At 36.1% G+C, this 22,360-nt stretch carries 26 protein-coding genes and 2 pseudogenes; 9 read left to right on the forward strand and 19 right to left on the reverse strand.

Going from position 1 to position 22,360, the window contains the following annotated elements; genetic code table 11:
* Positions 1-133 precede the first annotated feature (133 nt).
* Positions 134-442 carry a hypothetical protein gene (locus tag NMD99_RS06055; RefSeq protein ID WP_253307278.1) on the forward strand — a complete coding sequence of 103 codons (309 nt, stop codon included), beginning with the start codon at positions 134-136 and terminating at the stop codon, positions 440-442.
* 2 nt (positions 443-444) lie between these two features.
* On the opposite strand, the gene NMD99_RS06060 is transcribed toward NMD99_RS06055, so the two are convergent.
* Entirely contained in the window at positions 445-2,070 is a 1,626-nt protein-coding gene (locus tag NMD99_RS06060; protein ID WP_253307277.1) for a peptidoglycan D,D-transpeptidase FtsI family protein, read from the reverse strand.
* Positions 2,071-2,090: 20 nt separating this feature from the next.
* Between NMD99_RS06060 and ispH the strand changes: the two genes are divergently transcribed.
* The gene (gene ispH, locus NMD99_RS06065; RefSeq protein ID WP_309166956.1) at positions 2,091-3,020 is read left to right on the forward strand and encodes a 4-hydroxy-3-methylbut-2-enyl diphosphate reductase; all 930 of its coding nucleotides are present in this window, start codon (positions 2,091-2,093) and stop codon (positions 3,018-3,020) included.
* Between the two features lie 553 nt (positions 3,021-3,573).
* On the opposite strand, the gene NMD99_RS06070 is transcribed toward ispH, so the two are convergent.
* From NMD99_RS06070 to rlmB, 7 genes are all read right to left on the reverse strand, one after another.
* On the reverse strand, positions 3,574-3,771 hold the full coding sequence (locus NMD99_RS06070; protein WP_309165895.1) for a hypothetical protein: 198 nt from the start codon (positions 3,769-3,771) through the stop codon (positions 3,574-3,576).
* A 51-nt stretch (positions 3,772-3,822) separates the two neighbouring features.
* A complete protein-coding gene (locus NMD99_RS06075) occupies positions 3,823-4,020 on the reverse strand; it encodes a hypothetical protein (protein WP_264688032.1) in 198 nt (65 codons plus the stop codon).
* Between the two features lie 245 nt (positions 4,021-4,265).
* Complete coding sequence (locus tag NMD99_RS06080; protein WP_265016719.1) at positions 4,266-5,243, reverse strand: quinone oxidoreductase family protein; 978 nt, start codon at positions 5,241-5,243, stop codon at positions 4,266-4,268.
* 99 nt (positions 5,244-5,342) lie between these two features.
* Complete coding sequence (locus NMD99_RS06085; protein ID WP_253307275.1) at positions 5,343-5,657, reverse strand: GIY-YIG nuclease family protein; 315 nt, start codon at positions 5,655-5,657, stop codon at positions 5,343-5,345.
* Between the two features lie 143 nt (positions 5,658-5,800).
* Complete coding sequence (locus tag NMD99_RS06090; RefSeq protein ID WP_253307274.1) at positions 5,801-6,337, reverse strand: cytochrome c oxidase assembly protein; 537 nt, start codon at positions 6,335-6,337, stop codon at positions 5,801-5,803.
* Positions 6,338-7,060 (reverse strand): Bax inhibitor-1/YccA family protein, encoded by a 723-nt coding sequence (locus NMD99_RS06095; RefSeq protein ID WP_264688029.1) that lies wholly within the window; start codon positions 7,058-7,060, stop codon positions 6,338-6,340. It abuts the gene before it with no gap.
* An 80-nt stretch (positions 7,061-7,140) separates the two neighbouring features.
* Entirely contained in the window at positions 7,141-7,905 is a 765-nt protein-coding gene (gene rlmB, locus NMD99_RS06100; protein ID WP_253307272.1) for a 23S rRNA (guanosine(2251)-2'-O)-methyltransferase RlmB, read from the reverse strand.
* A 92-nt stretch (positions 7,906-7,997) separates the two neighbouring features.
* Between rlmB and NMD99_RS06105 the strand changes: the two genes are divergently transcribed.
* Positions 7,998-8,492 (forward strand): Smr/MutS family protein, encoded by a 495-nt coding sequence (locus NMD99_RS06105; protein ID WP_264688028.1) that lies wholly within the window; start codon positions 7,998-8,000, stop codon positions 8,490-8,492.
* A 912-nt stretch (positions 8,493-9,404) separates the two neighbouring features.
* On the opposite strand, the gene NMD99_RS06110 is transcribed toward NMD99_RS06105, so the two are convergent.
* The 3 genes and pseudogenes from NMD99_RS06110 to rpmF form a co-directional block, all read right to left on the reverse strand.
* Positions 9,405-10,361 carry a beta-ketoacyl-ACP synthase III gene (locus NMD99_RS06110; RefSeq protein ID WP_264688027.1) on the reverse strand — a complete coding sequence of 319 codons (957 nt, stop codon included), beginning with the start codon at positions 10,359-10,361 and terminating at the stop codon, positions 9,405-9,407.
* Positions 10,354-11,390 (reverse strand): annotated as a pseudogene (plsX, locus tag NMD99_RS06115) (phosphate acyltransferase PlsX). Before plsX ends, NMD99_RS06110 begins: the two are co-directional and overlap by 8 nt.
* A gap of 10 nt (positions 11,391-11,400) precedes the next feature.
* Positions 11,401-11,583 (reverse strand): 50S ribosomal protein L32, encoded by a 183-nt coding sequence (gene rpmF, locus NMD99_RS06120; protein WP_010962967.1) that lies wholly within the window; start codon positions 11,581-11,583, stop codon positions 11,401-11,403.
* Between the two features lie 331 nt (positions 11,584-11,914).
* On the opposite strand from rpmF, the gene NMD99_RS06125 reads away from it, so the two are divergent.
* From NMD99_RS06125 to NMD99_RS06145, 5 genes and pseudogenes are all read left to right on the forward strand, one after another.
* Positions 11,915-12,697: an MlaE family ABC transporter permease gene (locus NMD99_RS06125; RefSeq protein WP_264731954.1), complete on the forward strand. Its 783-nt coding sequence runs from the start codon at positions 11,915-11,917 to the stop codon at positions 12,695-12,697.
* Positions 12,690-13,394, forward strand: a complete 705-nt coding sequence (locus NMD99_RS06130) for an ABC transporter ATP-binding protein (protein ID WP_264688025.1) — start codon at positions 12,690-12,692, stop codon at positions 13,392-13,394. The genes NMD99_RS06125 and NMD99_RS06130 overlap by 8 nt, the downstream gene beginning before the upstream one ends.
* 266 nt (positions 13,395-13,660) lie before the next feature.
* Entirely contained in the window at positions 13,661-14,158 is a 498-nt protein-coding gene (locus NMD99_RS06135) for a hypothetical protein (protein ID WP_264688024.1), read from the forward strand.
* Between the two features lie 73 nt (positions 14,159-14,231).
* The gene (dxr, locus tag NMD99_RS06140) at positions 14,232-15,404 is read left to right on the forward strand and encodes a 1-deoxy-D-xylulose-5-phosphate reductoisomerase (protein ID WP_264688023.1); all 1,173 of its coding nucleotides are present in this window, start codon (positions 14,232-14,234) and stop codon (positions 15,402-15,404) included.
* 243 nt (positions 15,405-15,647) lie between these two features.
* Positions 15,648-16,755: pseudogene (locus NMD99_RS06145) on the forward strand (transposase).
* Between the two features lie 335 nt (positions 16,756-17,090).
* On the opposite strand, the gene NMD99_RS06150 reads toward NMD99_RS06145, so the two are convergent.
* The 3 genes from NMD99_RS06150 to NMD99_RS06160 form a co-directional block, all read right to left on the reverse strand.
* Positions 17,091-17,213, reverse strand: coding sequence for a hypothetical protein (locus NMD99_RS06150; protein ID WP_264688022.1), 123 nt, complete (start codon positions 17,211-17,213; stop codon positions 17,091-17,093).
* Between the two features lie 43 nt (positions 17,214-17,256).
* Positions 17,257-18,108 carry a hypothetical protein gene (locus tag NMD99_RS06155; protein WP_265016717.1) on the reverse strand — a complete coding sequence of 284 codons (852 nt, stop codon included), beginning with the start codon at positions 18,106-18,108 and terminating at the stop codon, positions 17,257-17,259.
* Between the two features lie 80 nt (positions 18,109-18,188).
* Positions 18,189-19,592: an NAD(P)H-dependent flavin oxidoreductase gene (locus NMD99_RS06160; RefSeq protein WP_309166959.1), complete on the reverse strand. Its 1,404-nt coding sequence runs from the start codon at positions 19,590-19,592 to the stop codon at positions 18,189-18,191.
* 166 nt (positions 19,593-19,758) lie between these two features.
* Between NMD99_RS06160 and coaE the strand changes: the two genes are divergently transcribed.
* The gene (gene coaE / locus NMD99_RS06165; RefSeq protein WP_253307192.1) at positions 19,759-20,346 is read left to right on the forward strand and encodes a dephospho-CoA kinase; all 588 of its coding nucleotides are present in this window, start codon (positions 19,759-19,761) and stop codon (positions 20,344-20,346) included.
* 2 nt (positions 20,347-20,348) lie between these two features.
* On the opposite strand, the gene NMD99_RS06170 is transcribed toward coaE, so the two are convergent.
* The 5 genes from NMD99_RS06170 to NMD99_RS06185 all read right to left on the reverse strand — a co-directional run bounded on the left by NMD99_RS06170 (position 20,349) and on the right by NMD99_RS06185 (position 22,247).
* Complete coding sequence (locus NMD99_RS06170) at positions 20,349-20,498, reverse strand: hypothetical protein (RefSeq protein ID WP_309165904.1); 150 nt, start codon at positions 20,496-20,498, stop codon at positions 20,349-20,351.
* The gene (locus NMD99_RS06175) at positions 20,476-20,598 is read right to left on the reverse strand and encodes a hypothetical protein (protein ID WP_265017559.1); all 123 of its coding nucleotides are present in this window, start codon (positions 20,596-20,598) and stop codon (positions 20,476-20,478) included. The genes NMD99_RS06170 and NMD99_RS06175 overlap by 23 nt, the downstream gene beginning before the upstream one ends.
* A gap of 37 nt (positions 20,599-20,635) precedes the next feature.
* Positions 20,636-21,814, reverse strand: a complete 1,179-nt coding sequence (locus tag NMD99_RS06180) for a ribonuclease D (protein ID WP_253307194.1) — start codon at positions 21,812-21,814, stop codon at positions 20,636-20,638.
* A gap of 74 nt (positions 21,815-21,888) precedes the next feature.
* Positions 21,889-22,017, reverse strand: coding sequence for an IS3 family transposase (locus NMD99_RS08035; protein ID WP_353270857.1), 129 nt, complete (start codon positions 22,015-22,017; stop codon positions 21,889-21,891).
* Entirely contained in the window at positions 22,014-22,247 is a 234-nt protein-coding gene (locus NMD99_RS06185; RefSeq protein ID WP_253307195.1) for a DDE-type integrase/transposase/recombinase, read from the reverse strand. Before NMD99_RS06185 ends, NMD99_RS08035 begins: the two co-directional genes overlap by 4 nt.
* Positions 22,248-22,360: the final 113 nt, after the last annotated feature.

Raw genomic sequence — 22,360 nt, forward strand, 5'->3', positions numbered from 1 at the left:
ACATTCCTAGCTGTATTATGGTTATATAGCTAAGAGACCTAGGTTTACTGACTATTACTTGTTAGTGGTATGGCGTAGGGCTGCACTAGCTATATATATTTAGCTCTTTTTTTATAAACGTAAGGTATTTTATATGTCAGACCTTTTCTATATTGAAACTACGTGTTGTATGGACGGTCAGTGTGATGTCTATACAGGGGAAGTGAGTTTTAATGATGTTATGTTAGGCAAGTTCAGTCTAAATTCGTGCAGCGGGAAAGAAGCTATGATAAATCTAGACGTTATTACATTCGATATTAATATCGCTATTGATGGTCAAAATGGAAAGACAATAGAAAGAGACCTTAAAGGTCTTGAATTTGTAACTAAAGATGATGGTTCTTGGTATATTAATAAGAATTTTGGTAATGATAGATTTGAAGTTATAGTAAAGCAATCATAATTTTACATCTCAGGTGTAACATTTAGTATAGGTGCTATTCTATTTATAATGTTCTTTACTATAGGCGCAGCAATTATTCCCCCGGTATGGTGTATCCCTTGAGGTTCATCAATAGCAATTAGCACTATATACCTTGGGTCAAGCATGGTTAGCACTCCTATAAATGACGCTATGTTTGCATCTTTGCTATATTTACCATCTACAACTTTTTCCGCCGATCCAGTCTTTCCCCCTATTGAATATGCCTTTATTTTTGCTCTGCTGCCAGTGCCATCCGTTACTGCTGCGCGTAATAATTTTCTCATTTCCCTGGAAGTTCTTCTTGAGATAATTTGCTCTCCTATACTTCTCTTATTCAACATCAAGGTTGCGTTATGAAATACCCCATTGTTGATTAATGCTGCTGCAGTTTGTGCAAGATGTATAGGAGTTACAGCTATGCCATAACCATAAGATGCTGTTATTAAAGTGTTTTCACTCCATTTATCCGGGATTATCGGTGTAGATTTTTCTGGTATTTCTATTTTCAAAGGAGAAAATAGCTTCATAGCTTTAAAGTATTCTACTTGTTTTTCAATACCTAATTTAACTGCAATTTTTGCTGCACCAATGTTGGATGATTTCACAAATATATCTCGCACAGTGATTTCCGGAATCTTAAATTCATGAAGATCATAAATTTTATATTTCCCAATAGTGATTGGCTTTGACACGTCATATAAATCATCAATTTTTACAACGTTTGCATCAAGCGCTGCGGCTATTGTAAAGAATTTTAATACCGACCCCATCTCATACACCCCAAGACTGGCGCGATTAAACTTTTGTACGTCTTCTGCCTTATTCTGTAGGTTGGGGTTAAAATCAGGCAGACTGACCATTGAGATGACTTCACTATTTCTCACATTTAAAACAATTCCTACTCCGCCGAGTGCCTGATATCTGCTTACAGCTTTAGTTAGCTCTTCATGCACTATGCTTTGCACTCGTGTATCTAAGGATAGTTGAATACCCTGGTAAGGTGTTATTCCAGCGCGTAATGCTGGAATCCACGTATTTTTTTTCTGGACCCCAGTGTCAGCTACTTGGATAACAGAATGTTGTTTGTTTTTACTTATATATGCCTCAACTCCTGCAATACCGTTGCCATCTATGTCAGTGTAACCAAGCACGTGTGAAAATAAATTACTGTGAGGATATATACGTTTTACATCGTTATAGAAGTTTATTCCTGGCACGCCGGCATTTTTTATTGCTAACAGTTCTTTTGGAGTCAAGTGCCGCTTTACCCAAGCAAATTTCTTTTTTGAAGTAAGTACTCTATATGAATTCTCGTATTCAAGATCATTCAAAATAGAACACAGTTGTGCTGCTATACTTTCCGGATTCTTTACTTTGGTTGCATCTGTATATAGTGATGTTGTGGGCACATTTGTTGCTATTACCACTCCATTTCTATCTAAAATATCAGGTTGTTTATATACTGTATTATCTTTTCTAAAATTTTCTGAAGTAGTAGGTTGATCAAATGTTAAAGAGAATATGCGAAAAATAATTATTATATAAAACGTAAATAATGGTACTATAAAACACAGTGAGCGGAGCTTATTTTTAAGTAATGCTTGCATATTTACTTGATTTGACAAAAATGGAAATTATCTTAGCTGAGCCGCGAGGTTTTTGTGCCGGGGTAAAAAGAGCTGTGGACATATTAGCTATTACTTTAGAAAAATACAAAAACAAGTGCCAAGTTTATGTGCTACACGAAATTGTTCACAATAAATATATAGTAGAGGACTTTAAGAGACAAGGAGTGGTTTTTGTGAACAGTATCGAGGAAATTGAAGATAATGGAGGAATACTGATCTTCAGCGCGCACGGAGTGTCAAAAAATATAGAAGATGAGGCAAAAAGAAAGGGTATTCAAGTGATTGATGCAACATGTCCTTTAGTCAGCAAAGTGCATAAAGAGGCAAAAAGGTATGAAAACGGTGGTAAAGAACTAATTCTCATTGGGCATGAAAACCATCCAGAAGTTAAGGGAATTAGAGGAAGAGTAAATAATACTATCATTTTAGTGCAAACTGTGCAGGACGTACGCAATTTAAAAGTTAAAGATCCAGATAATTTATCTTATGTTACACAAACCACGTTAAGCATCGACGATACCCGTGAAATTATTGTTGCCCTGAAGCTCAGGTTTCCAAGCATAACAGGTCCAGATTTAAAGGACATATGCTATGCAACGCAAAACAGACAAAATGCTGTTAAAAAGCTAGCTGAAATTGTAGACATGGTGTTAGTTGTAGGAAGTAAAAATAGCTCAAATTCAAACCGCTTATTAGATCTGTGCACTGCCAGAGGAAAAAGAGCCTACTTAATTGATAATTACAGCTGTGTGAATAAAAGCTGGTTTCATGGCGTAGAAAAGATAGGAATCACTGCAGGTGCTTCTGCTCCTGACATATTGGTTGATGAATTAATGGACTACCTAAAAGTAAACCTGAGTGTAAAAATTTCAGTGATGCCAGGTGGTATTATTGAAAATGTTCAGTTTAAAATACCGAATTTGGTTTAAAACACAACTTATCTACTAAGCTTCTCTTGAAATCACACAAATCAGCATCTATAGCTAAGACGTCATACCGCGATTCATTAGACTTCTTGCATAACCTTATAACAAACTTTTATTGGGAATAGAAACGAAAAACTTACTTGACAAACTCCGCCAGCCCCCTTATCATGAAACTGAAGGTATTCAGTTATCTTCATCTGTGCAGATTAAACAGCAAAAAAACAACGTAGTTGGCGTCTTATTTTTAATTTTTTGCACTATGTGCACCTTATGTCTTCACAATATTCTGGGTTTTTACCTATATAAGCTGAAACGCGCTTATAAGTCGTTTAAGACAGTATAGTACGCCAATTTGAAGGATTAGAGAGTGAACACTAATTACCACGGGATTTCTTTTGCCTTTTTTTCTGCTTAGTAAATTTCTTAAACATTTGAGATAAGGTGAGTTGCATTTAAAAGCAGCCAAATTGCAGTGTTTAAGACTTAAAAAACGCCAATACTGAAAATAGATATTAACCGGGGCTTCTTTTGCCTTTTTTTCCGTTTGGTAAATTTCTTAAATATTTATAGCTAAACGACAATCGTCATCCCGCTGCTTGTTAGCGGGATCTAGAGATACCGTGACGGTATGACGAGGGAGAACAGTTAGCGGCTGAGATACCGCGAATGAATCGCGGTATGACGTAGGACTGCTGTCATTCCAGTACTCCTTTTTTGTCATCCCAGTGCTTGACACTGGGATCCAGTTTTCCATATAATCTCATCGAAAACGTTGTATTTTAACGTAAAACATCTATTTTTATGCTTACCAACTTAATAAAATTCCTGGATCCCAGTGTCTGGGCACTGGGATGACACCATTCTTTTTTCTGGATTCCAGACTGGAATGACACCGTCTTGGATGGAAACCAGTGTCAGCTACTTTCATGACACCATCATAAGGTGAAACTGGATCCCAGTATCTGGGCACTGGGATGACAGGAGAAGGGGCTACTGCCGTCATAAAGGAACCAGTGTCAGCTACTCGGATGATACCTTTTTCTACTTAATTTGGGTTATGCAAGAAGTCTATTCGCGGTATCTCAGCATAGATTCCGCTAACGAGTAGCGGAATGATGGTTTTTTAAATCGTCGGTAAGCCTAAGTCAGTTTAGCTATATGCTTTTAATTTCCCCAAAAGGAGAATTAAATATGTGAAATTCTAGTTGATATGATTTAATGAATGGTTAGTTTAAATTACTAATTTATTTAAGAGATTTTAATAATATTTAACCCACTTACTTTTCTATTTTCCATATCACGATGGGCTTGAATTATTTCATCAAATTTATATTTTTTATTGATCCGTACAGTTAAAAGTTTTTTTCTTATCATCTCGAAGATTTCCATTGTGGTAAGCACTAATGTGAATCTATCATGCTTATAATGGTATATTGAGGTTCCAGTTGCAAATAACGAACGTGAACTAAGTAAAGAAAAACTAATAGGAGCGTTACCTGATATCTGCCCATAGGAAACGTATATGCCGAACCTGCCTAAAGATTCAAAAGAGAGCTTGCTTGTAGCGTAACCTATGGGGTCATACACTGCACCTACTCCTCTGTTTTGCGTAATCTCCATAATTTTAGAAACGAAGTCTTTATCATTGTAGTTTATTGCGTATGTACAGCCACTTTGTAAAGCTGTCTTCATTTTTTCATCAGAGCTTACAGAGCCTATCACTACACCTTTTTTATCCTTTGCCCATTGGCATATTATTTGTCCTAAACCACCATTAGCCCCATGAACTAGCACGAAAGCACCAGGCCTAACTTTATAAGATTGATTAACTAAATAGTGAGCTGTCATACCTTTAAACAGCACTGCAGCAGCAACTTCATCAGATATGTCATCTGGAATTTTTATCAGATATTTCTGGTGTATAATGCGCTTTTCACAATATGCCCCTGGAGGAGCTGTGCAATATCCAACTCTGTCTCCAACTTTGAATCCATCACTGATTTTTTTACCAAGTTTTTCAATAACCCCAACTGCTTCCACTCCAAGCACTGATGGTAAATTTTTAATTTTGCGTGTACCTTTTCTGTGCTCTAAATCATAACGATTTAAGCCGATAGTTGTGTGACGTACTAAAACTTCCTCGCCTTTTGGCTCACTTATATTCTTATCTACAAATTCTAATACTTCTGGCCCCCCAGTTTTTTTAATTTGTATAGCTCTAACCATGATGAATGTAAGATAAAAACTTTGATTATGTTATCTAATAATTAATATTTTGCAAAGTTATTGTTTTCACAATCAATAGACTTCTTGCGTTACCTCCTGTCATTCCAGCGCGTGACGCTGGAATCCAGATACGATTTCATCATATAAATCTTTCCATTCTTGATTTGTTTTTTCAATTAAGTTTATTTTCCATTTTCTCTGCCAGCTTTTTAGAAGCTTTTCTTTACTAATTGCTAAATTTATGTCTTGAAACTCCTCAAAGTAGACTAATTTACTAACATTGTACTTTGACGTGAAACCGGAAATGGCTTTGCTTTTATGCTCCCAAATTCGTTTAATTAAATTTGATGTTATACCTATATACAGGGTTCCATTTCGTTCACTTGCAAGTATATAAACATAATAACTTTTCATATATAGTAACCTGGATCCCAGTGTCAAGCACTGGGATGACACCATTTGTTGTAAACTCACTTTTACTCTATGGTTATACTACCTTGCCGCTATCCTGAACGGATACCTTCTTTCAGCTTTGGATGACAATAGGAAAAAGTTTGTTACTTAAGCTTAAAAAACGTGTATGATAGTGTTATTTCGCTCAAATCTTTTGTATTACTATCAAGCATTATCTCAGGATCTATATAGAAAGATACGGGCATAGCAGCTTTTTGTTTTGGTAGCAACATTTGTTCTTCAAAACAAAAGCATGCAACTTTATTAAAATACTTACCTGCTTTGAAAGGCGTAACGTTATATACTGCCATACCAAATGAAAGATGATCAGATAGATTTTTTGCGTAATAAAATGCTAAACTTTGTTCTCCTATGTTTACGTCAACGTAGTTAGTTTCTGATTTAAATTCCCAAGGTAGATCGGACATTATATCAGCATTGAAGTGGACCCTGATTTTTTGGTCAGTTGCACTTATTGTTGCATTAGTTACTTTTCTTGTTGTGCCACCATACCCGGTAGCTTTACAGAAAATGCTATATAGTGGCACCGATGCATATGCAAGACATAGCATCAACACGACTAAAGATATTAAAAAGAAAACTATAGAATTCTTACTACCTTTCCTTAAAAAGGAAAACATCTAGTCCCTATTATTGAACAAGTTAAGTAACCTGAGTAGATTGAGAAATATGTTAATAAAGTTAAAATAAAGATCAGTTGCACCCAGTATTGCCAATTTAGTAGTAGCGACTTCTGATCCGTCGTTATATTTATAATAAACGTCCTTGATTCTTTGAGCATCATACGCAGTCATTAAGGTAAAGACTATTACTGATATGAACGATATTGCAAAGTAGAGAGGACTACTTCCAAGGAATAAATTTACTATGGATGCTATAATTATCCCCAAGACTCCCATAATCAAGAAAGAGCCCATACTTGTAAGATCTCTTTTTGTGGTATTACCATATAAAGCCATAGAGCCAAACATAATTGATGTAATGAAAAACGCTCTTGCTATATTTTCTGCAGTATAAACTATAAAAATATAAGATAAGGAAAGCCCCATTAACACTGAGAACGAGAAAAATATAGTAACGGCAGACTGAGCACTTAGGTGTTGAATTCTATACCGCATATAGATCACCAATGCAGCTGGAGAGAATATTATCACAAGCGACAGAACAGGATTAGAATGAATTACCTGAAAAAGACCAGAAAATACCGTTAGAAACGCAACAAGCCCTGTAACGCCTAAAGCTAAAGCCATGTAATTATATACTTTAGTTAGGTAACTTCTGAGCCCAGCGCTATAATAAACGCCCTGAGAGCGGATATCCTGTTCATTTCTCATGTAAGACATAAATACAACTCCTTTTGTCCATTATTTAACACATTATAATATAAAACCACATTTTTATCAAGTATTTTTATTATAAACAGTTATGCGCTGGCATTTGTTTTAATATAAATAGAATATAGGCCTATTGCTGCTGCATTTGAAACATTTAAGCTGTCAATTACGTTTGACATTGGGATTTTTAAAAGATAATCACAATTTTCTTTAACTAACCTCCGCATTCCTTTCTCTTCAGAACCAAAAATGATTACTCTTTTTTTCTCAAAGCTCTTTATTTCATCTATATTTTCTTTAGCATTGCAATCAAACCCGTAACACCAGTAGCCGACCTTTTTTAAATACTGCATAGTTTTTACTATATTTGTAACGTATATTAGCGGAACAATATCTAAAGCTCCACTTGCTGCTTTTGCAATAGATGCATTTTCACTCGGTGAGTGGTTATGTGGTAAAACCAATGCGTTGACATTAAAACAAGCTGAAGTTCTTAAAATTGACCCAATATTGTGCGTGTCAGTGACTTGATCTAAAATGACTATAGTAGAGCTGTCGTTTGAGCTTTCAGCTACTTCTTCGATGCTTAAGTTACAAAGAATAGGGGCAACATTTAAAGCAATTCCTTGATGGTTAGCACCTTTAGATAAAACGTCATTAAGTATTTTGTTTTCTACTAATCGAACTTTAATGCCCTTACTATTTGCACATTGCCTAATTTCTTTTTCGTGTTCTCTATAGAAATTTTCTGTTGCTAATAGTTCTATACACCGCCTATTTTTATTCTTCAGTGCTGACATGCAGGTGTGCTTTCCATACAGCCAAAAATTCTCATTAGTTTTTGACGATTTCATCGTATTATCGAAAATCTGATTTTTATAGAATAAGCAACATTTTACTATGTTTGGATATTGTTGTAAAATTATACAATTCGATTAATGCGTTTATGTCGGACGATGAGTTGGATTGGCAAAAAAATGTTAAGCCAATAGAATGTGGAAAAGTTACTTTAAAAGTTAATCATAAAGTAAATATAAAGTCTATGGTTGATAAAGGTACCTCCGACTTACAAAGGAATTTTCTTAATACCAATAATGGTAACTCATCATTTTGTCTTGACCAAAACACAAAATCAAAAGTTGATAGGGGTAAATATTTTATAAGCGATAAGCTCGATTTGCACGGCTATAGTATAGAGGATGCTTACTGTAAATTGATAGATTTTATTATCAAAAATTATCGAGCAGGAAATAGATGTTTATTGGTAATTACGGGATACGGCAGTGCAACAAATAAAACAGACACTATAAAGAATAACTTAAATAAGTGGTTAAATGATACTAAAATCCAGCATATGGTTCTATACTACCAGCAAGCTACGAAAAAACATGGTGGTAAAGGGGCTTTTTATGTTTTATTAAAAAGGCTTAGGCCCTATTAGCTGCTTAAGTTTCCTTTTAAGCCTTAATTTTTCTTATATAGCCATATAAAAACCAGTGTTCGGCAGCGCGTTACGCACAATTGTACAAACATTGTAGCCGTTATTCAAGTAGCCCGCAGAAACGAAAAAACTTCCTTGACAAACTCCGCCAGCCCCCTTATTATGACAATAAGGGTATTTATGACTCAAAACTTGTTTTTGACCTGCAGGCTCAATGACAAAATTCAGTAAAAAACTTAGGGTATTTTTTGGCGGATTACATAAAATTATAGCGGCTGCATGTCTTTTAAATTTTTTCTACATTCAGCCAAAACGCGCTTAAACTAAGCGTCAGCACATTATTACAGCGCCACTTACAGTAATATAGAGTCAAAACTCGCACCACGGGAGTTCTTTGCCTTTTTTTTATTTGGTAAATTTCTTAATGTTTGTAGCTAAAAGAGCCCAAGAGAGGTGTCATCCCGCTGCTTGTTAGCGGGATCTATGTTAAGAGATACCGCGAATGAATCGCGGTATGACGTAGGAATGAATCGCGTTATGACGTAGGACTGCTGTCATCCCAGTGCCCAGACACTGGGATCCAGTTTTCCATATAATCTCATCAAAAATGTTTATTTTCTAGCTACTTTTATACTTATCAACTCAGTATGCTTACTTACAATTAAAATTCCTGGATCCAAGTAGTCAAGCTACTCGGATGACACCCTCCTGATGGGACCAAATCACAATGTTCGTACAGTTGTGGGCGGTATGACAGCGTTAGCTATACTTTTATACTCACCAACTCAGCATCCAATCAAGTAGTCAAGCTACTTAGATCTGGTGGACTCAAATCACAATGTTCATACAGTTATGCTGTGCCCTATGGTGTGATGTTCTACGAGTTGGGTAACAGGAGGTAATGCAAGAAGTCTAATAGCGCAGCAACACGGAACCCCATGTGAGACCTGCACCTATTGCAATCAGCAGTACCAGATTTCCTGATTTTATTTTTGATTCTTGTATTGCATAGTCTAAGGCCAGTGGAATTGACGCTGCTGAGGTGTTTGCATGCTTATCAACGGTATTAATCACTTTCTCTATAGGAAAATCTAATTTCTTTACTACTGCTTCAATAATACGAATGTTTGCTTGATGGGGAATTAACCAGTCAATATCAGTGATTTTCAAATTATTGCATCTTAGTGTTTCCTCTACTGAGGCTGTTAACTTATCCACTGCATGTTTAAACACTTCTCTTCCATTCATGCATATTTTTCCAGAATCATCAGTAGAGGATACCCCTCCGTTCGTACATAATATGTCCACATTGCCATCAGAGTGTAAGTTTGTTGATATGATGACGCTGCTACCCATTTCCGATTTTATTATCACTGCACCAGCACCATCACCAAAGAGTACACAAGTTGACCTATCTTCCCAGTCAACAATCCTAGACATTATTTCAGCACCAATAACGAGCGCATATTTAATTCTATTGTTAGATTTTATGAGCGAATCAGCAACTGTAACTGCATATATAAAACCAGAGCATGCTGCTTGTACATCAAAAGAAAATGCGTTTTTACATTTTAACTTACTTTGTACAATCGTTGCACAGCTAGGCAAAGTTTTATCAGGCGTTGTTGTTGCAACTATAATCAAGTCAATTTCATCTACTGAAATTTTAGCTTTTTCTATAGCACTTTTTGCTGCATTTACAGCTAGATCTGACGTTAATTCTCCTTCATCTGCTATATGCCTTTGAACTATTCCTGTTCTCTGCCTTATCCATTTATCGCTTGTCTCAACTATCGATGCAATTTCGTTGTTACTCAACGTTTTTCTTGGTAGATAAGATCCAGTGCTTAATATGAAACTTTTATTCAATATGACTTACCCCGTTAATTATCTTTTGATTTAAATTTTCACTAATTGCATTTACTGCAAATTTTATAGCATGGGCAAAAGAAATAGCATCAGAATTTCCATGACTTTTAATGATGATACCATTCAGCCCTAAAAACATAGCTCCACTTCTAATTTTGGGATTAAAACGCGTTAATGCTTTATTTAGTTTAGATTTTAACAATATACCAATAAGCATTTTCGCTATCCACGAGTTGAATACTTCCTGCTTTATTAGATTGATAAAAGTACTAGCGGTTGCCTCAGCTGTTTTGAGCATTACATTGCCAACAAAACCATCAGCAACAATCACATCTATATTACCCTCTAAAAATTCACTTGCCTCTATATACCCTTTGAAATTAATGCCTGGAGCGTTTTTAAGCAACTCAAAAGCGCCGCGCACTGAGTCATTACCTTTAACTTCTTCTGTACCGATATTTAGCAAAGCAACCTCAGGATTGTCAATTTTTAGCGCTACTTTTGCAAATATACTTCCCATTAATGCAAATTGGAATAACGAATCGGCATTACAATCGACATTTGCACCAAGGTCAAGCAAAGCGAAGCTTTTTGTCTTAGTTGGACAGATAGAGACAATAGCAGGACGATAAATATTTGGTAATGTTCCTAAAATAAATCTGGAAATTGCCATCAACGCCCCGGTGTTGCCTGAAGATACCACTCCGAAAGCTTTACCTTCTTTCACTGCAACAATTGCAGCTTTCATACTTGAGTCTTTACGATGTCTCAGCGCAAAAGATGGCTTATCATTTGCAAGGACATTGTCAGAACAATGAGTAAACTCAGAATTGTTACTTACTTTTTTATATTTCAAAAGCAAAGGAGATACTTTTCCTTATCTCCATAAATATGAAAAAGAACTTTAATGCCTGGGTCAACAAGATTATCCAAAAAAAAACCAGCACCCTGAATTACGGAAAGAGGCGCAAAATCGCCCCCCATAGCGTCAAGTGCAATAACTATGTGATTATTGACCGTAGGTAACATACCATAATAGTCATTCTGCCTGTTGCTTAATGAAAACTCGTTTTCCTTTGTAACTGCCATCTACTGCTACATTGTGAGGCAACATGAATTCTCCAGTTGTTGAACATACCACAACATTCTTAGGCTCAATAGCATGATGAGAACGATGCATATTACGCCTTGACTTCGACTTTTTTCTTTTTGGAACTGCCAAAACTTCCTCCATTCTACTACAAAACTCAATTCATTAATAACATGTTTTTTACAAGAAGTAAACAGGGATAATAAAATAAGTAAGGTTTGCTTATGTAATTGAGTCCTATAGCTAAAGTGGCTTAGGTTTACCTACAATTTGAAAAACCGTCATTCCGCTACTAGTTAGCGCCGCGGCGGTATGACGTAGGGAAACCTTTCTTGGGTTAAGCTTTAAATTAAAACATCAAGTATGTTGAACTTAAAACATATCTCAGCTATACTTTGCGATAAAGTTAATAAAAATTTTAATAAAATCAGTAAGACTAACCTCTAGCTAAAATGAATACAAAGTGAGCTTTTTTGATATAAATAGTGTTAGAATAATTGGTAGGTACTTTATCAATTTTTTGTTAAGGCTTGGTAGTGCATTCATATTTTTTATTCAATCTCTATACCACTGCTTTGTGCCACCATATTATTTTAGCAACGTAGCAAAACAAATTATAGAGATAGGCTTTTTCTCTCTGCCAATTGTTGGGCTCACTGGAGTTTTTATAGGAGCGGCGATAGTTTTACAAAGCAGCTTGAGTGACTCATTAATTAACCAAGAGCAGATAATACCCAAACTTGTTACGATCACTATCATTAAAGAGTTAGGACCAGTTTTGATCAGCTTAATAATGGTAGGGAAGGTTGGATCATCAATTGCAGCAGAAATTGGTACAATGCGCATCACCGAGCAAATAGATGCCCTTACAACTTTGAACATCAACCCTTTCAAGTATTTAATTGCACCAAGGATTTTAGCGTCAATCATAGTATTTCCCATACTTACAGTATGTGCAGATCTAATAGGAATATTTGGAGGATGTATCACTGCAGTCTTCGAATTTAACCACAATTTAAATATATACATTAAATACACAGCTCAGTTCTTTAATATGTACGATTTTATTGTTGGGCTAATAAAAGCAATTGCTTTTGGCGCCATAATTTCTGTCTCAAGTTGCTATTACGGTTATCATTGCAAAGAAGGTGCACGAGGAGTAGGTGTTGCTACAACATCAACTGTTGTTTTATCGTCCATACTGATCATTTTAGCAAACTACATGATTACTTTGATACATGCGTAACCCCATAATATCAATATTGAACTTAAGCTTATCTTTTGATGATAGGACAGTACTAAAAGATCTAAGTTTCGATATATTAAAAGGGGAATCATTAGTCATACTTGGCGGCTCAGGAAGCGGCAAATCTGTACTAACAAAAACAATTATCGGCTTGCTTGCTCCAGACTCAGGGTCTGTTAAAATAAATAGTAAAAGCAAAAATAAATTTGGGGTTTTATTTCAAAATTCCGCTTTATTTGACTACGTTACAGTGTGGGAAAATATATCTTTTAATTATAAAAAGCGCTTTAATATCAGCAAAAAGGAGGCAAAACAGCTAGCAATCGAGAAGTTAAATGATGTTGGACTGGAGGAAAGCATAGCAGATATGTTTCCAATAGAGCTATCAGGTGGAATGAAAAAAAGAGTAGCACTTGCAAGGGCGATTGCACACAATCCAGAAATCATCGTATTAGATGAGCCAACTTCAGGATTGGACCCAATTATGTCAGATATAGTAAACGAGATAATAATAAAATTATCTAAAGATCTTAACACTACAATTATCACGATTACACATGATATTCATAGCGCATTTAAAATAGCTGATAAAATAGCAGTATTACATGAAGGGGAGATCATTTCCCATGGAACTGTTCAGGAAATACAAAATACTAATAACGAATATATAAAGAAATTCATTCGTTATATAAGGTAGCAGACATTGGAATTCGGATTTTTTCAAACTGGATCCTATAGCTGACCCAAGCAACACGTCATACCGCGATTCATTCGCGGTATCTCGGCATAGATTCCGCTAACTAGTAGCGGAATGACGAATTTGTCGTTTTTCAAATTGTCGTAAGTCAGTTTAGCTATATATAGGATGACAGAAATTGTTTGTATTAGCTATATTCAAAAGCTCTATTGATATTTTGCAATATTTGTGATAAAATAATAGCTTAAGGTTGAGAGTAAAAATTTATGAGTGAAGCTCAAGGTCCAAATATTGCAGAATGGCAAGCGCAGCAGCAACACCAAGAGGCTGCTGGTGAGAAAAGTGGTTTTGGTCTTGGTCATAGCGACTCTGTTTCAACAGTCGTGGATGGAATGAAATGGTTGTTCAACTTTCATGAAGGAGCAATTGCTGCTTATAGTAACGTGTTTGAAAGTTTGGTAAGTGGCAGTAGTTTAGTAACACTGTTTGGAAAATCAGGTAATATGTTTGGCATAAAATTTCTTGAAAGCCTTGGAGAACATTTTTCAGGTGGAGGTGGGGAAGATATGCCATCAGAAGGAATGGATATGGCTCATGGTGATGAGGGACCTCACTCAGATGATTACCCTCATGCCAATAATGAAATAGCTCATAATGCTGATGGTTTGCAAGACATGCATGATGCAGGTGATCACCATGGTCAATCTTTTTCACCTGGTCCTTCACCATCTGTTGGCGATGACCACGGACATGAACTTGGTTAAACGCTTAAAAACTGCTGAATAGTATGCGAGAAGACCTAATAAGAAAAGTTGCTATTGTTGTGAGTTTGTCTTAGTGAAAAAGGTTTCAGTTTTAGGATCAACAGGAAGTGTTGGAAAAAAGACTGTAGATTTGCTCTCAAGGAGAAAAGAAGAATACCAAGTGGAAGCACTAAGTGCCCACTCAGACTTTGCTCTACTGGCACACCAAGCAAAACTGCTGAATGCAAAATACGTTGCTATCTCCGATGAAAGGTTTTACAAAGATTTAAGAGAAAACCTACTTGGTACAGATGTAAAAATAGCAATTGGCGCTGAAGGTCTAGTAAATGTTGCTTCCCTACCCGTTGATCTCTCAGTTATTGCAATAGTTGGTATCGCAGGCCTTGGGCCAGTTATAGAAGTCATAGAAAGTGGCACTAAAGTCATTGCACTAGCGAACAAAGAAAGCATTGTTTGCGGTGGAAAGTTATTACTTAAAAAAGCTAAAGAAAAAAACGTACAAATAATCCCTATTGACTCTGAACACAACGCAATTTTTCAAGTTTTGCAAAATGACGACAAATGCGTAGAAAAGATCATACTTACTGTTTCTGGTGGACCATTCTTAAACTATAGTTCTGAGCAATTAAGAAATGTCACGGTAGATCAGGCGCTTAGTCACCCCACTTGGAATATGGGAAGGAAAATCTCAGTTGATAGTGCAACAATGATGAATAAGGCACTAGAGATAATAGAAGCACATAACTTGTTTAACATCAGCCCGGATAAAATTGAAGCAATAGTGCATCCTGAGTCAATAGTACATGGAATTGTAACTTATAAGGATGGGTTCAACTTTGCTGTGCTTGCAGAAACTGACATGGCAATTCCTATTTCATATGCTTTGTCTTGGCCGGAAAGATCAGCTTTAAATCGTAAATTAGATTTAACAAAGCAAGGAAAATTGACCTTTCAAGAACCAGACCATAAGCGTTTTCCTGCGCTAAAGCTTAGCATGGCAGTGTTAAACTCTTCTGCTCCACAAACAAACAGTATTGTGCTCAATACTGCAAATGAAATAGCTGTTAATGAATTTTTGAAGTCACGAATTGGCTTTTTAAAAATAGTAGAGGTAGTGGAATCAACAATGGAAAGTTTTGATAGTTACACTGATATTAATTCACTATCTGATATAATAAATATTGATTGTGAAAGTCGTATTATTGCTAATAAAATTGTTGAAAGTAAAGTTGTTGCGTATAGCTAGAGTAATGTAACCAGACTGCATTCTGTGATTTTAGCAAAACACGATCTTTCATTTGAGCTTTCTTCAATTTAAAATAAATACAGAAACTAGCTATCTTCAAAAATATGGTTGAATAATTGTATCCGTTCAGGCAATGGCATCAACTTAAGGGATGTTAAGGAGTAAAATACTACAAGAGACAGCACTTTTGTTTCTATTTTATTGCAACAAAAAAGTTTAAAATGTGTCATTTTTAGGTGAGGCATGCAAAAAGGAAAAGATCTTATCTTACAAATTAAAAATGCAATATACTCGAAAACTTTTCAGAAAATCCATTGTGTTGAGTTTTACACGAACAAGAAAACTTCTTTTTTCGACAGTATTTTCTATAGTTAGTTAAAAAAAGTTTGGGAATAGAATGTGAACTTATGGAGCCATTGACATGTACCCTCAAAGCAAGCTTTTTCTAAAGCAAGGTATAAGATTTGCCATACAGGCTTTCAAGAATTTAAGCATCCAAACAGCCTATCAGGATGAACCTGAGTTGGAGAGGCTATAGACTTATTGCAGCAGATGGTTCTGGTATTCAGCTCTGAGGAAATTGTATCCGAGTTTGAACCAAATGGAACAACAGGCACCATTGGCAATTTGTTTGTTGATTTGTGTACTTCGCTGATTTGTAGTGCTCGTTTTACGGCTTGGAATATAGGTGAACAAACGTTGGCGGAAGAGCAATTACCCGAAGTTATCACTCAAATGCGTTCATTAAATCAAGAGAAATTATTATTTATCTATGATCGTCTTCAGTAAAATTCATTCAGCAGCATGATGATTTGGAAGTAGATTTTATTTTTCGCTTGCAAAAAAGAAATTATAGCAAGCTATGGGAACGCTGGCGAATTAGATTTTGATTTTATATTGGAAAATGAAAAGCTAAAAAATAAAATGAAAGGACAGAAAGTAAGAGCTAACATTAGCCAACGGAGAAACAGAGTTTTTGATCGAGACTTTGGAGTAAAGCTTATGTATTAAGGTGGCACATAGAGGAGTGCTATAAACGACTCAAAGTAGGAGCAGAGTTAGAGAATTTTTCTGGAGAGGCTGTATTACAAGAATTTTGGGCAAACTTGGTCATGTGCAATATATTATCGCTTCATATGTGTGATGCACAAGGGCCTTCCCAGATCAAATTGCTGAGAAATTTTTCAGTTTTATTTGGTGTGATGAGGCAATCAAGTGCTTGTTGCACCAAAAAACTTTCAAGCCCTTTTTAAGTATACGCACTAAAGTTAAGATCCGACCGGGAAGATTGTATAGCCGCGATAAAGTAGATAAGCCTAAACGCCATCATGTCTTTAGGAGAGTTTGCTAATGTATGCTCTTAAGTTGACGCCATTGACTGTTCTCCCTCGTCATACCGCCGCGGTATCTCTAGATCCCGCTAACAAGTAGCGGGATGACGAGGTTATCGTCATGCCACCGCAGACCGTCATACCGCCGCGGTATCTCATCAGCTAACAAGCAGCGGGACGACAGCAGTACTACTTCATACTACCGCAAACCGTCATACCGCCGCGGTATCTCTAGATCCCGCTAACAAGTAGCGGGATGACGGTTGTCAGGCTAGCTGTCATCCCAGTGCCCAGACACTGGGATCTCATTTTACTCTATAATGGCAGTGCCTCTATGATGTAAGGAATCCAGTTTTTATGCAATCTCATCAAGAACGTTGTGTTTTAACGTAAGGTTGGCTACTTTTACACTCACTAACTTAGCTGGATCCCAGTGTCTGGGCACTGGGATGACGAGAAAGGAGCACTGGAATGACACCCTCCTGATGGGCCCAAATCACAATGTTCGTACAGTTGTGGGTTTAGTACGCCTTATAATTCTCAAACTGCTGTTCCGAATTAGAATTATTAAATTCACTATAAGGAGGAGCGCTTGGAGGAGAGTAAGGAGGAGGTGGTCCATAATTCCTAACTGCTTCTTTAGCCTTCTCAATATTATCTGATTCTTTCTCATGCTTCATATGAAAAGCTAAACCACCAGCAAAACATACGAGAGAATTAACGCCAAGGATAACTAAACCCCACACTGGTAACACTGGATAAACAGCACAAGCTACCAAAGCCGCTAAAGAAACAGCGCCAACCGCAAATTCTATATTCCTAAGCATCTTAAGCTTATTATCAAGATAATCTATTTTTTCTTCTTTTCTAGCCGCTTTTCTGCTGCTGTTATACCAAAAACACATACCAGCATGGAAAGCAACACACACAACTGCAGCTACCATACCTAAAGCTAATAGCTTTCTACTGTCTTCCGAGTCTTTTTTCTTATCTTCTCTGCTTTGATGGCTACCACTACTGAAACCAGGGTTATTTATAACTGTAGTATGACCACCAAACAGGCTGCGAAGTAGTAAATAATCCCAAAAATCTAAACCTCTATCATTGTGTACATGTACGTGTGTAACCTGAGGGCCTGTAGGTTGCCTGTTATTCCCTGCGTTATATTGATTATTTCTGCTTCCTGTATCGTGCCTATTGCTTGAATTTGGATGTGTAAATTTTTCATACGCATTTTTAAAATTCTCCTCACTCCAATTTGTGGTGTTTTGCGTATTACAAAATTGTAAAAACTCTTTAACATTACTGTTACTACCAGATTTTTTTATATAGGCTAACGCATACCTTTTTAAAACACTATCACTTGCTACCATAAATACCCTCTTAAGTTAAGACTAAATTAATAAATACTTATTATAACAAAGTAACGTCTTCTTGTCAAATCAACCATAACTTAATACCCAGTTAATATCCTTTCCACCAGCTCTTTTACTGTCGGTACGTAGCCATTCTCATAAAACGGATCTTGCTTAAATTTGTACACATTGTGCCCGGAAAACATGAGTTCATTTTCAATATCGCCGTCATGTATAATGTTTTGCAGTGTTTTTTGTATACAAAAACTCCGTGGATCTGGCTTTCGTCCTGTTGAATGGTCGCCGTGATCCTTCCAATTGCTAAACAAACAATGACTTAAGCATCCCATACAATTGATTTGATCTTGTCTTATCTCTGCAAATTTGCCTGGCGTCACAAAAATAACAGTTGTATCTGGAGTTTTCATTGCTTCTGTATACCCTGCTTTAGTCCATGTATTTGCCAGCTCTTTGTCTTTTGAAGTAAGGTAGATCTTCCTACCTCTGCTACCCATTGCAAATTCACTACTAAATTCTTCGCTGGCATTTTCTGAAAACTTTATTTGACGTGAATTCCGTTTCTGCAACTCACGTATGAAGTTATTTTTTACTGCAGATGAGTAAAACCCTGTTGGACTGAATTTATTTAAAAATACATCACCTTCTTCTAAAGTGAGTAGCTTCTTTTTCCACTCTGCAGAAATTGGGCTTTCTTTCGTCAAAAGTGGACGAGTGCCAAACTGAAAAGCTATTGGTCCAATTTGCAGATTGTCAAACCAATGTTCCCAATCTTTCAAATGCCACACTCCTCCTGCCATAACAATTGGTGTTTCTGAAAGACCGATCTCGTTCATGAAAGATCTAAGCTCTGCAACTCTTTCAAATGGAGCCTGTGGTAGCTCTGGGTCTTCACTGTTACTGAGTCCATTGTGCCCTCCAGCAAGCCATGGATCTTCATACACTACTCCACCAAGCAAACAGGAAGATATTCTTTGGTAAGTACGCTTCCATAATGCTTTAAAAGCACGCACCGATGAGACAATAGGGTAATAATAAACCTGATATTTAGCTGCAATTTCTCCAAGCCTATAAGGCATACCAGCACCGCAGGTAATACCATGAACTAAGCCTTTTGCTTTTTCTAATATGCCATGAAGCACGCGTTCTGCTGCTCCCATCTCCCAAAGCACATTCATATGTATTCTTCCATGACCTTTTGATATTTCATTCGCTATTTTTGCCTGACTGATTCCAGCTTTAATACTATACTCAATCAATTCACTGTGTTTTTCATTTCTTGTTTTGCCTTTGTAAATCAGCGGCACTAACTCACCATTATCATCAATAAGCTTAGCATTTGCACCAGAAAACGTACCCACAGCATCTGCTGCAGCAAATGCTCCACTTGACCTTCCATCACTGATTGCGATGCCTTTGCTGCCCTCAATGATTGGCCACACTTCCTTTCCTGAAATTACTATCTTTTTTATCTTATTTTTCAAAACTTCCTCGCAATCTTTCACTCTATTTTACTTAATTACTAAAAAAATAATAGCTGTTTATTTTTTCTTTTATCATCAGAGCCTCTGCATAGCCAAATTTGGGTTTTGAGTAGACACAGCAGCTACTGTAATATAGTTTCGAAAGAAGTCTAATGTATTTTGCTATATGATCATAGGTCTAACAGGCGGAATTGGGGTAGGAAAGAGCTTTGTAGCTAATTGCTTTCAAGAGTTTGGTGCTGCTGTGTTTGATGCTGATTCTGTTGTACACCAACTTTATAAAGTGGATAAAAGCATAATAAGTTATGCAGAAAAAAATTTTCCTGGAGTGGTAGTAAATGGTGAAATAGGTAGAACAGTACTGTCTAAATATTTCTTAGCCTACGATGAAAATTGGAAACAATTTCAATCTTTGGTTCACTCTGCTGTGCTGCGTGAATTAGAATTTTTTATTGCCAAGGAAAAAAAGATCGATAGAAAGCTTTTAGTTTTAGATGTGCCACTTCTATTAGAAACAAAATTTCATTCATACTGTGACCTTATTATTTTTATCTATGCAGATAGCGTTGTGCAAGCTCAAAGACTTAACGAACGCAACATAGATAAAGAAAAGCTAAATTTAATCTTCAATGTTCAGTTATCTATTGAGGAGAAAAGGAAGATGAGTGACTTTATTATCGACACCAGTGTAAGCAAAGAGTATGTTTTTTCTCAAATAAAAAAAATAGTGGATTCATTAAACCTCAACACGTAGCTCTACGTCATACCGTCACGGTATCTCTTATACCAAACTTCGTTATTGGGAAGACAAATAGAATATACGATAAATTCACTTAAACCTCCAGTTATAGGCGGAAAGCACTCTTTTTCATTTGTCTCATTATTATTGAGAATTGGTATTAGCATAGATCCCGCTAACAAGCAGCGGGATGACGAAGTTATCTTCATACTGCCGCGAACCGTCATACCGCGATTCATTCGCGGTATCTCTAGATCCCGCTAACAAGCAGCGGAATGACGATTGTCGATAAATCTAAGTTACTTTAGCAACAGTTATTCTCCACTAAATTACTCTGAATTTTGGTTATATTATTTGCGGATTTCACTGCTGAAATCTCAAATTTTGAGCTTGTGTTCAAAAATGATTCAACTGACCTGCCAAAAAAATCGTATCTCCACCCCTTGAATAGTTTATCTATCTGCCCAGATATTGACCCGGTTAACTCATCTTTTGAAGAAACTAATTTCCTTGATATGTTACTTTCTTTACATTTACTATCTAAAATAATTGAGAGTATATCGAATACAGATTTGTCATAATTATTCGGTAAGATGTTGTTTTGCTGCATCCAATTTTTTTCATTTTCATTAAAAATATTCACAAACTCTAGTAAATCTGCATCTTTTATATTTTTTGCATTCCTCTTGAGATCATCTAAAATCTCATCAACATGCTCTACATTTTTTTCAATAAAACCAGCTATTACAGCATTATTAATTACTTTATTACGATTCATATTATAGCGCTGTGCTAAGGTCTCTTGCCATTCACTAACTGCTTTAACAGTTAATACCAATCTTGGATTTGCTTCATAATTAAATTTAATTCTCTTCCATGCATCTTTTGGACTATGTAAATACTTATTTATATTAACTATTGATTCCATCTCTTCTTGAAACCAACACATCCTATTATTTTCTTCAAGTTTATTGCACAATATTTGGTATAAGTCATATAGGTGTACCACGTCGTTTATTGCATAGTCTAACTGATCCTCGGACAACGGACGCCTTAACCAATCTGAATTTTTAGCTTTAATTTTATCCAGCACTACTCCTTGATATTGCTCTACTACTTTTGAGTAACCAATAAAGTCATGATAATAATGACAAAACATAGCGGCAACTTGGGTATCAAAAATGGGAGTGGGAATACATTTAAACACAGTGAGTAAGGATTCTATATCCTGCCGGCAGCTATGAAACACTTTGGTTATCCCCTGATTTAGCATTATTTTCTTAATGAATGATAAATCAATTTCTGGCACTAATGCGTCTACAATAAAACTCTTCTCTCCGTAAGAAATTTGAATTAACGATAATTTTGGGTAGTAGGTTAAATTATTTCTAATGAACTCCGTGTCAACTGCTATAAATTTCGGCTTTTTTGCTATTAATTCTTCACACGTATCTTCCAGCTCTGATGTTGTACTAATTAGCATATATTTTTCACTTGGTGGTTCTACTTTATCTGACCTTACCCAGAAAAAGTAGAGAGAAAGTTAAGACGTTTTTGTCATGAGAATGATGCATCAAATTGTGCAGGAATGCAATAATTAATAGTAGAATGCCTACGTTGTTTGTTATAAAAGATTTCTATGTATTCAAATATGGCAGTTCTGGTTTGTTGAGCGAGAAGTATCAATAAGCAGCTCCCTTTTGAGTGAACTTTTCTGCAACAGAGTTATCGTAACAACATCCCTTATGGCTCATGCTGGAAATGATGTTTTTTGTATTCAATAGAAATTGGTAATTTTGAGAGGTATACTGTGACCCTTGATCGCTATGTAACAGCAGATTTTTATCGGGTTTGCGCTTATTAACGGCCATCAATAAAGAGTCAACAACCAATTGTTTATTTATTGAACTGCTCATTAACTACCTTACTATTACCCACAAATAAAGACATGGTATTGTATTTACTCAAATAATTTAATTTTATTAACCTGAAAGCTTATTGGATTAAAATTATTAAACTAAGAGTTATA

The sequence above is a fragment of the Wolbachia endosymbiont of Listronotus oregonensis genome (assembly GCF_031205055.1).
Taxonomy (GTDB): Bacteria; Pseudomonadota; Alphaproteobacteria; order Rickettsiales; family Anaplasmataceae; genus Wolbachia.

Excerpts from the sequence above, each read along its gene's own strand:
- NMD99_RS06180 (WP_253307194.1), bottom strand. The coding sequence starts at position 21,814 with ATGCTAATTAGTACAACATCAGAGCTGGAAGATACGTGTGAAGAATTA.
- ispH (WP_309166956.1), top strand. The coding sequence starts at position 2,091 with ATGGAAATTATCTTAGCTGAGCCGCGAGGTTTTTGTGCCGGGGTAAAA.
- NMD99_RS06070 (WP_309165895.1), bottom strand. The coding sequence starts at position 3,771 with ATGGAAAACTGGATCCCAGTGTCAAGCACTGGGATGACAAAAAAGGAG.
- NMD99_RS06185 (WP_253307195.1), bottom strand. The coding sequence starts at position 22,247 with ATGAGCAGTTCAATAAATAAACAATTGGTTGTTGACTCTTTATTGATG.
- NMD99_RS06095 (WP_264688029.1), bottom strand. The coding sequence starts at position 7,060 with ATGTCTTACATGAGAAATGAACAGGATATCCGCTCTCAGGGCGTTTAT.
- NMD99_RS06080 (WP_265016719.1), bottom strand. The coding sequence starts at position 5,243 with ATGGTTAGAGCTATACAAATTAAAAAAACTGGGGGGCCAGAAGTATTA.
- NMD99_RS06130 (WP_264688025.1), top strand. The coding sequence starts at position 12,690 with ATGCGTAACCCCATAATATCAATATTGAACTTAAGCTTATCTTTTGAT.
- NMD99_RS06170 (WP_309165904.1), bottom strand. The coding sequence starts at position 20,498 with ATGCTAATACCAATTCTCAATAATAATGAGACAAATGAAAAAGAGTGC.
- NMD99_RS06105 (WP_264688028.1), top strand. The coding sequence starts at position 7,998 with ATGTCGGACGATGAGTTGGATTGGCAAAAAAATGTTAAGCCAATAGAA.
- NMD99_RS06055 (WP_253307278.1), top strand. The coding sequence starts at position 134 with ATGTCAGACCTTTTCTATATTGAAACTACGTGTTGTATGGACGGTCAG.
- NMD99_RS06090 (WP_253307274.1), bottom strand. The coding sequence starts at position 6,337 with ATGTTTTCCTTTTTAAGGAAAGGTAGTAAGAATTCTATAGTTTTCTTT.
- NMD99_RS06155 (WP_265016717.1), bottom strand. The coding sequence starts at position 18,108 with ATGGTAGCAAGTGATAGTGTTTTAAAAAGGTATGCGTTAGCCTATATA.
- NMD99_RS06060 (WP_253307277.1), bottom strand. The coding sequence starts at position 2,070 with ATGCAAGCATTACTTAAAAATAAGCTCCGCTCACTGTGTTTTATAGTA.
- rlmB (WP_253307272.1), bottom strand. The coding sequence starts at position 7,905 with ATGAAATCGTCAAAAACTAATGAGAATTTTTGGCTGTATGGAAAGCAC.
- NMD99_RS06075 (WP_264688032.1), bottom strand. The coding sequence starts at position 4,020 with ATGACGGCAGTAGCCCCTTCTCCTGTCATCCCAGTGCCCAGATACTGG.
- coaE (WP_253307192.1), top strand. The coding sequence starts at position 19,759 with ATGATCATAGGTCTAACAGGCGGAATTGGGGTAGGAAAGAGCTTTGTA.
- NMD99_RS06085 (WP_253307275.1), bottom strand. The coding sequence starts at position 5,657 with ATGAAAAGTTATTATGTTTATATACTTGCAAGTGAACGAAATGGAACC.
- NMD99_RS06135 (WP_264688024.1), top strand. The coding sequence starts at position 13,661 with ATGAGTGAAGCTCAAGGTCCAAATATTGCAGAATGGCAAGCGCAGCAG.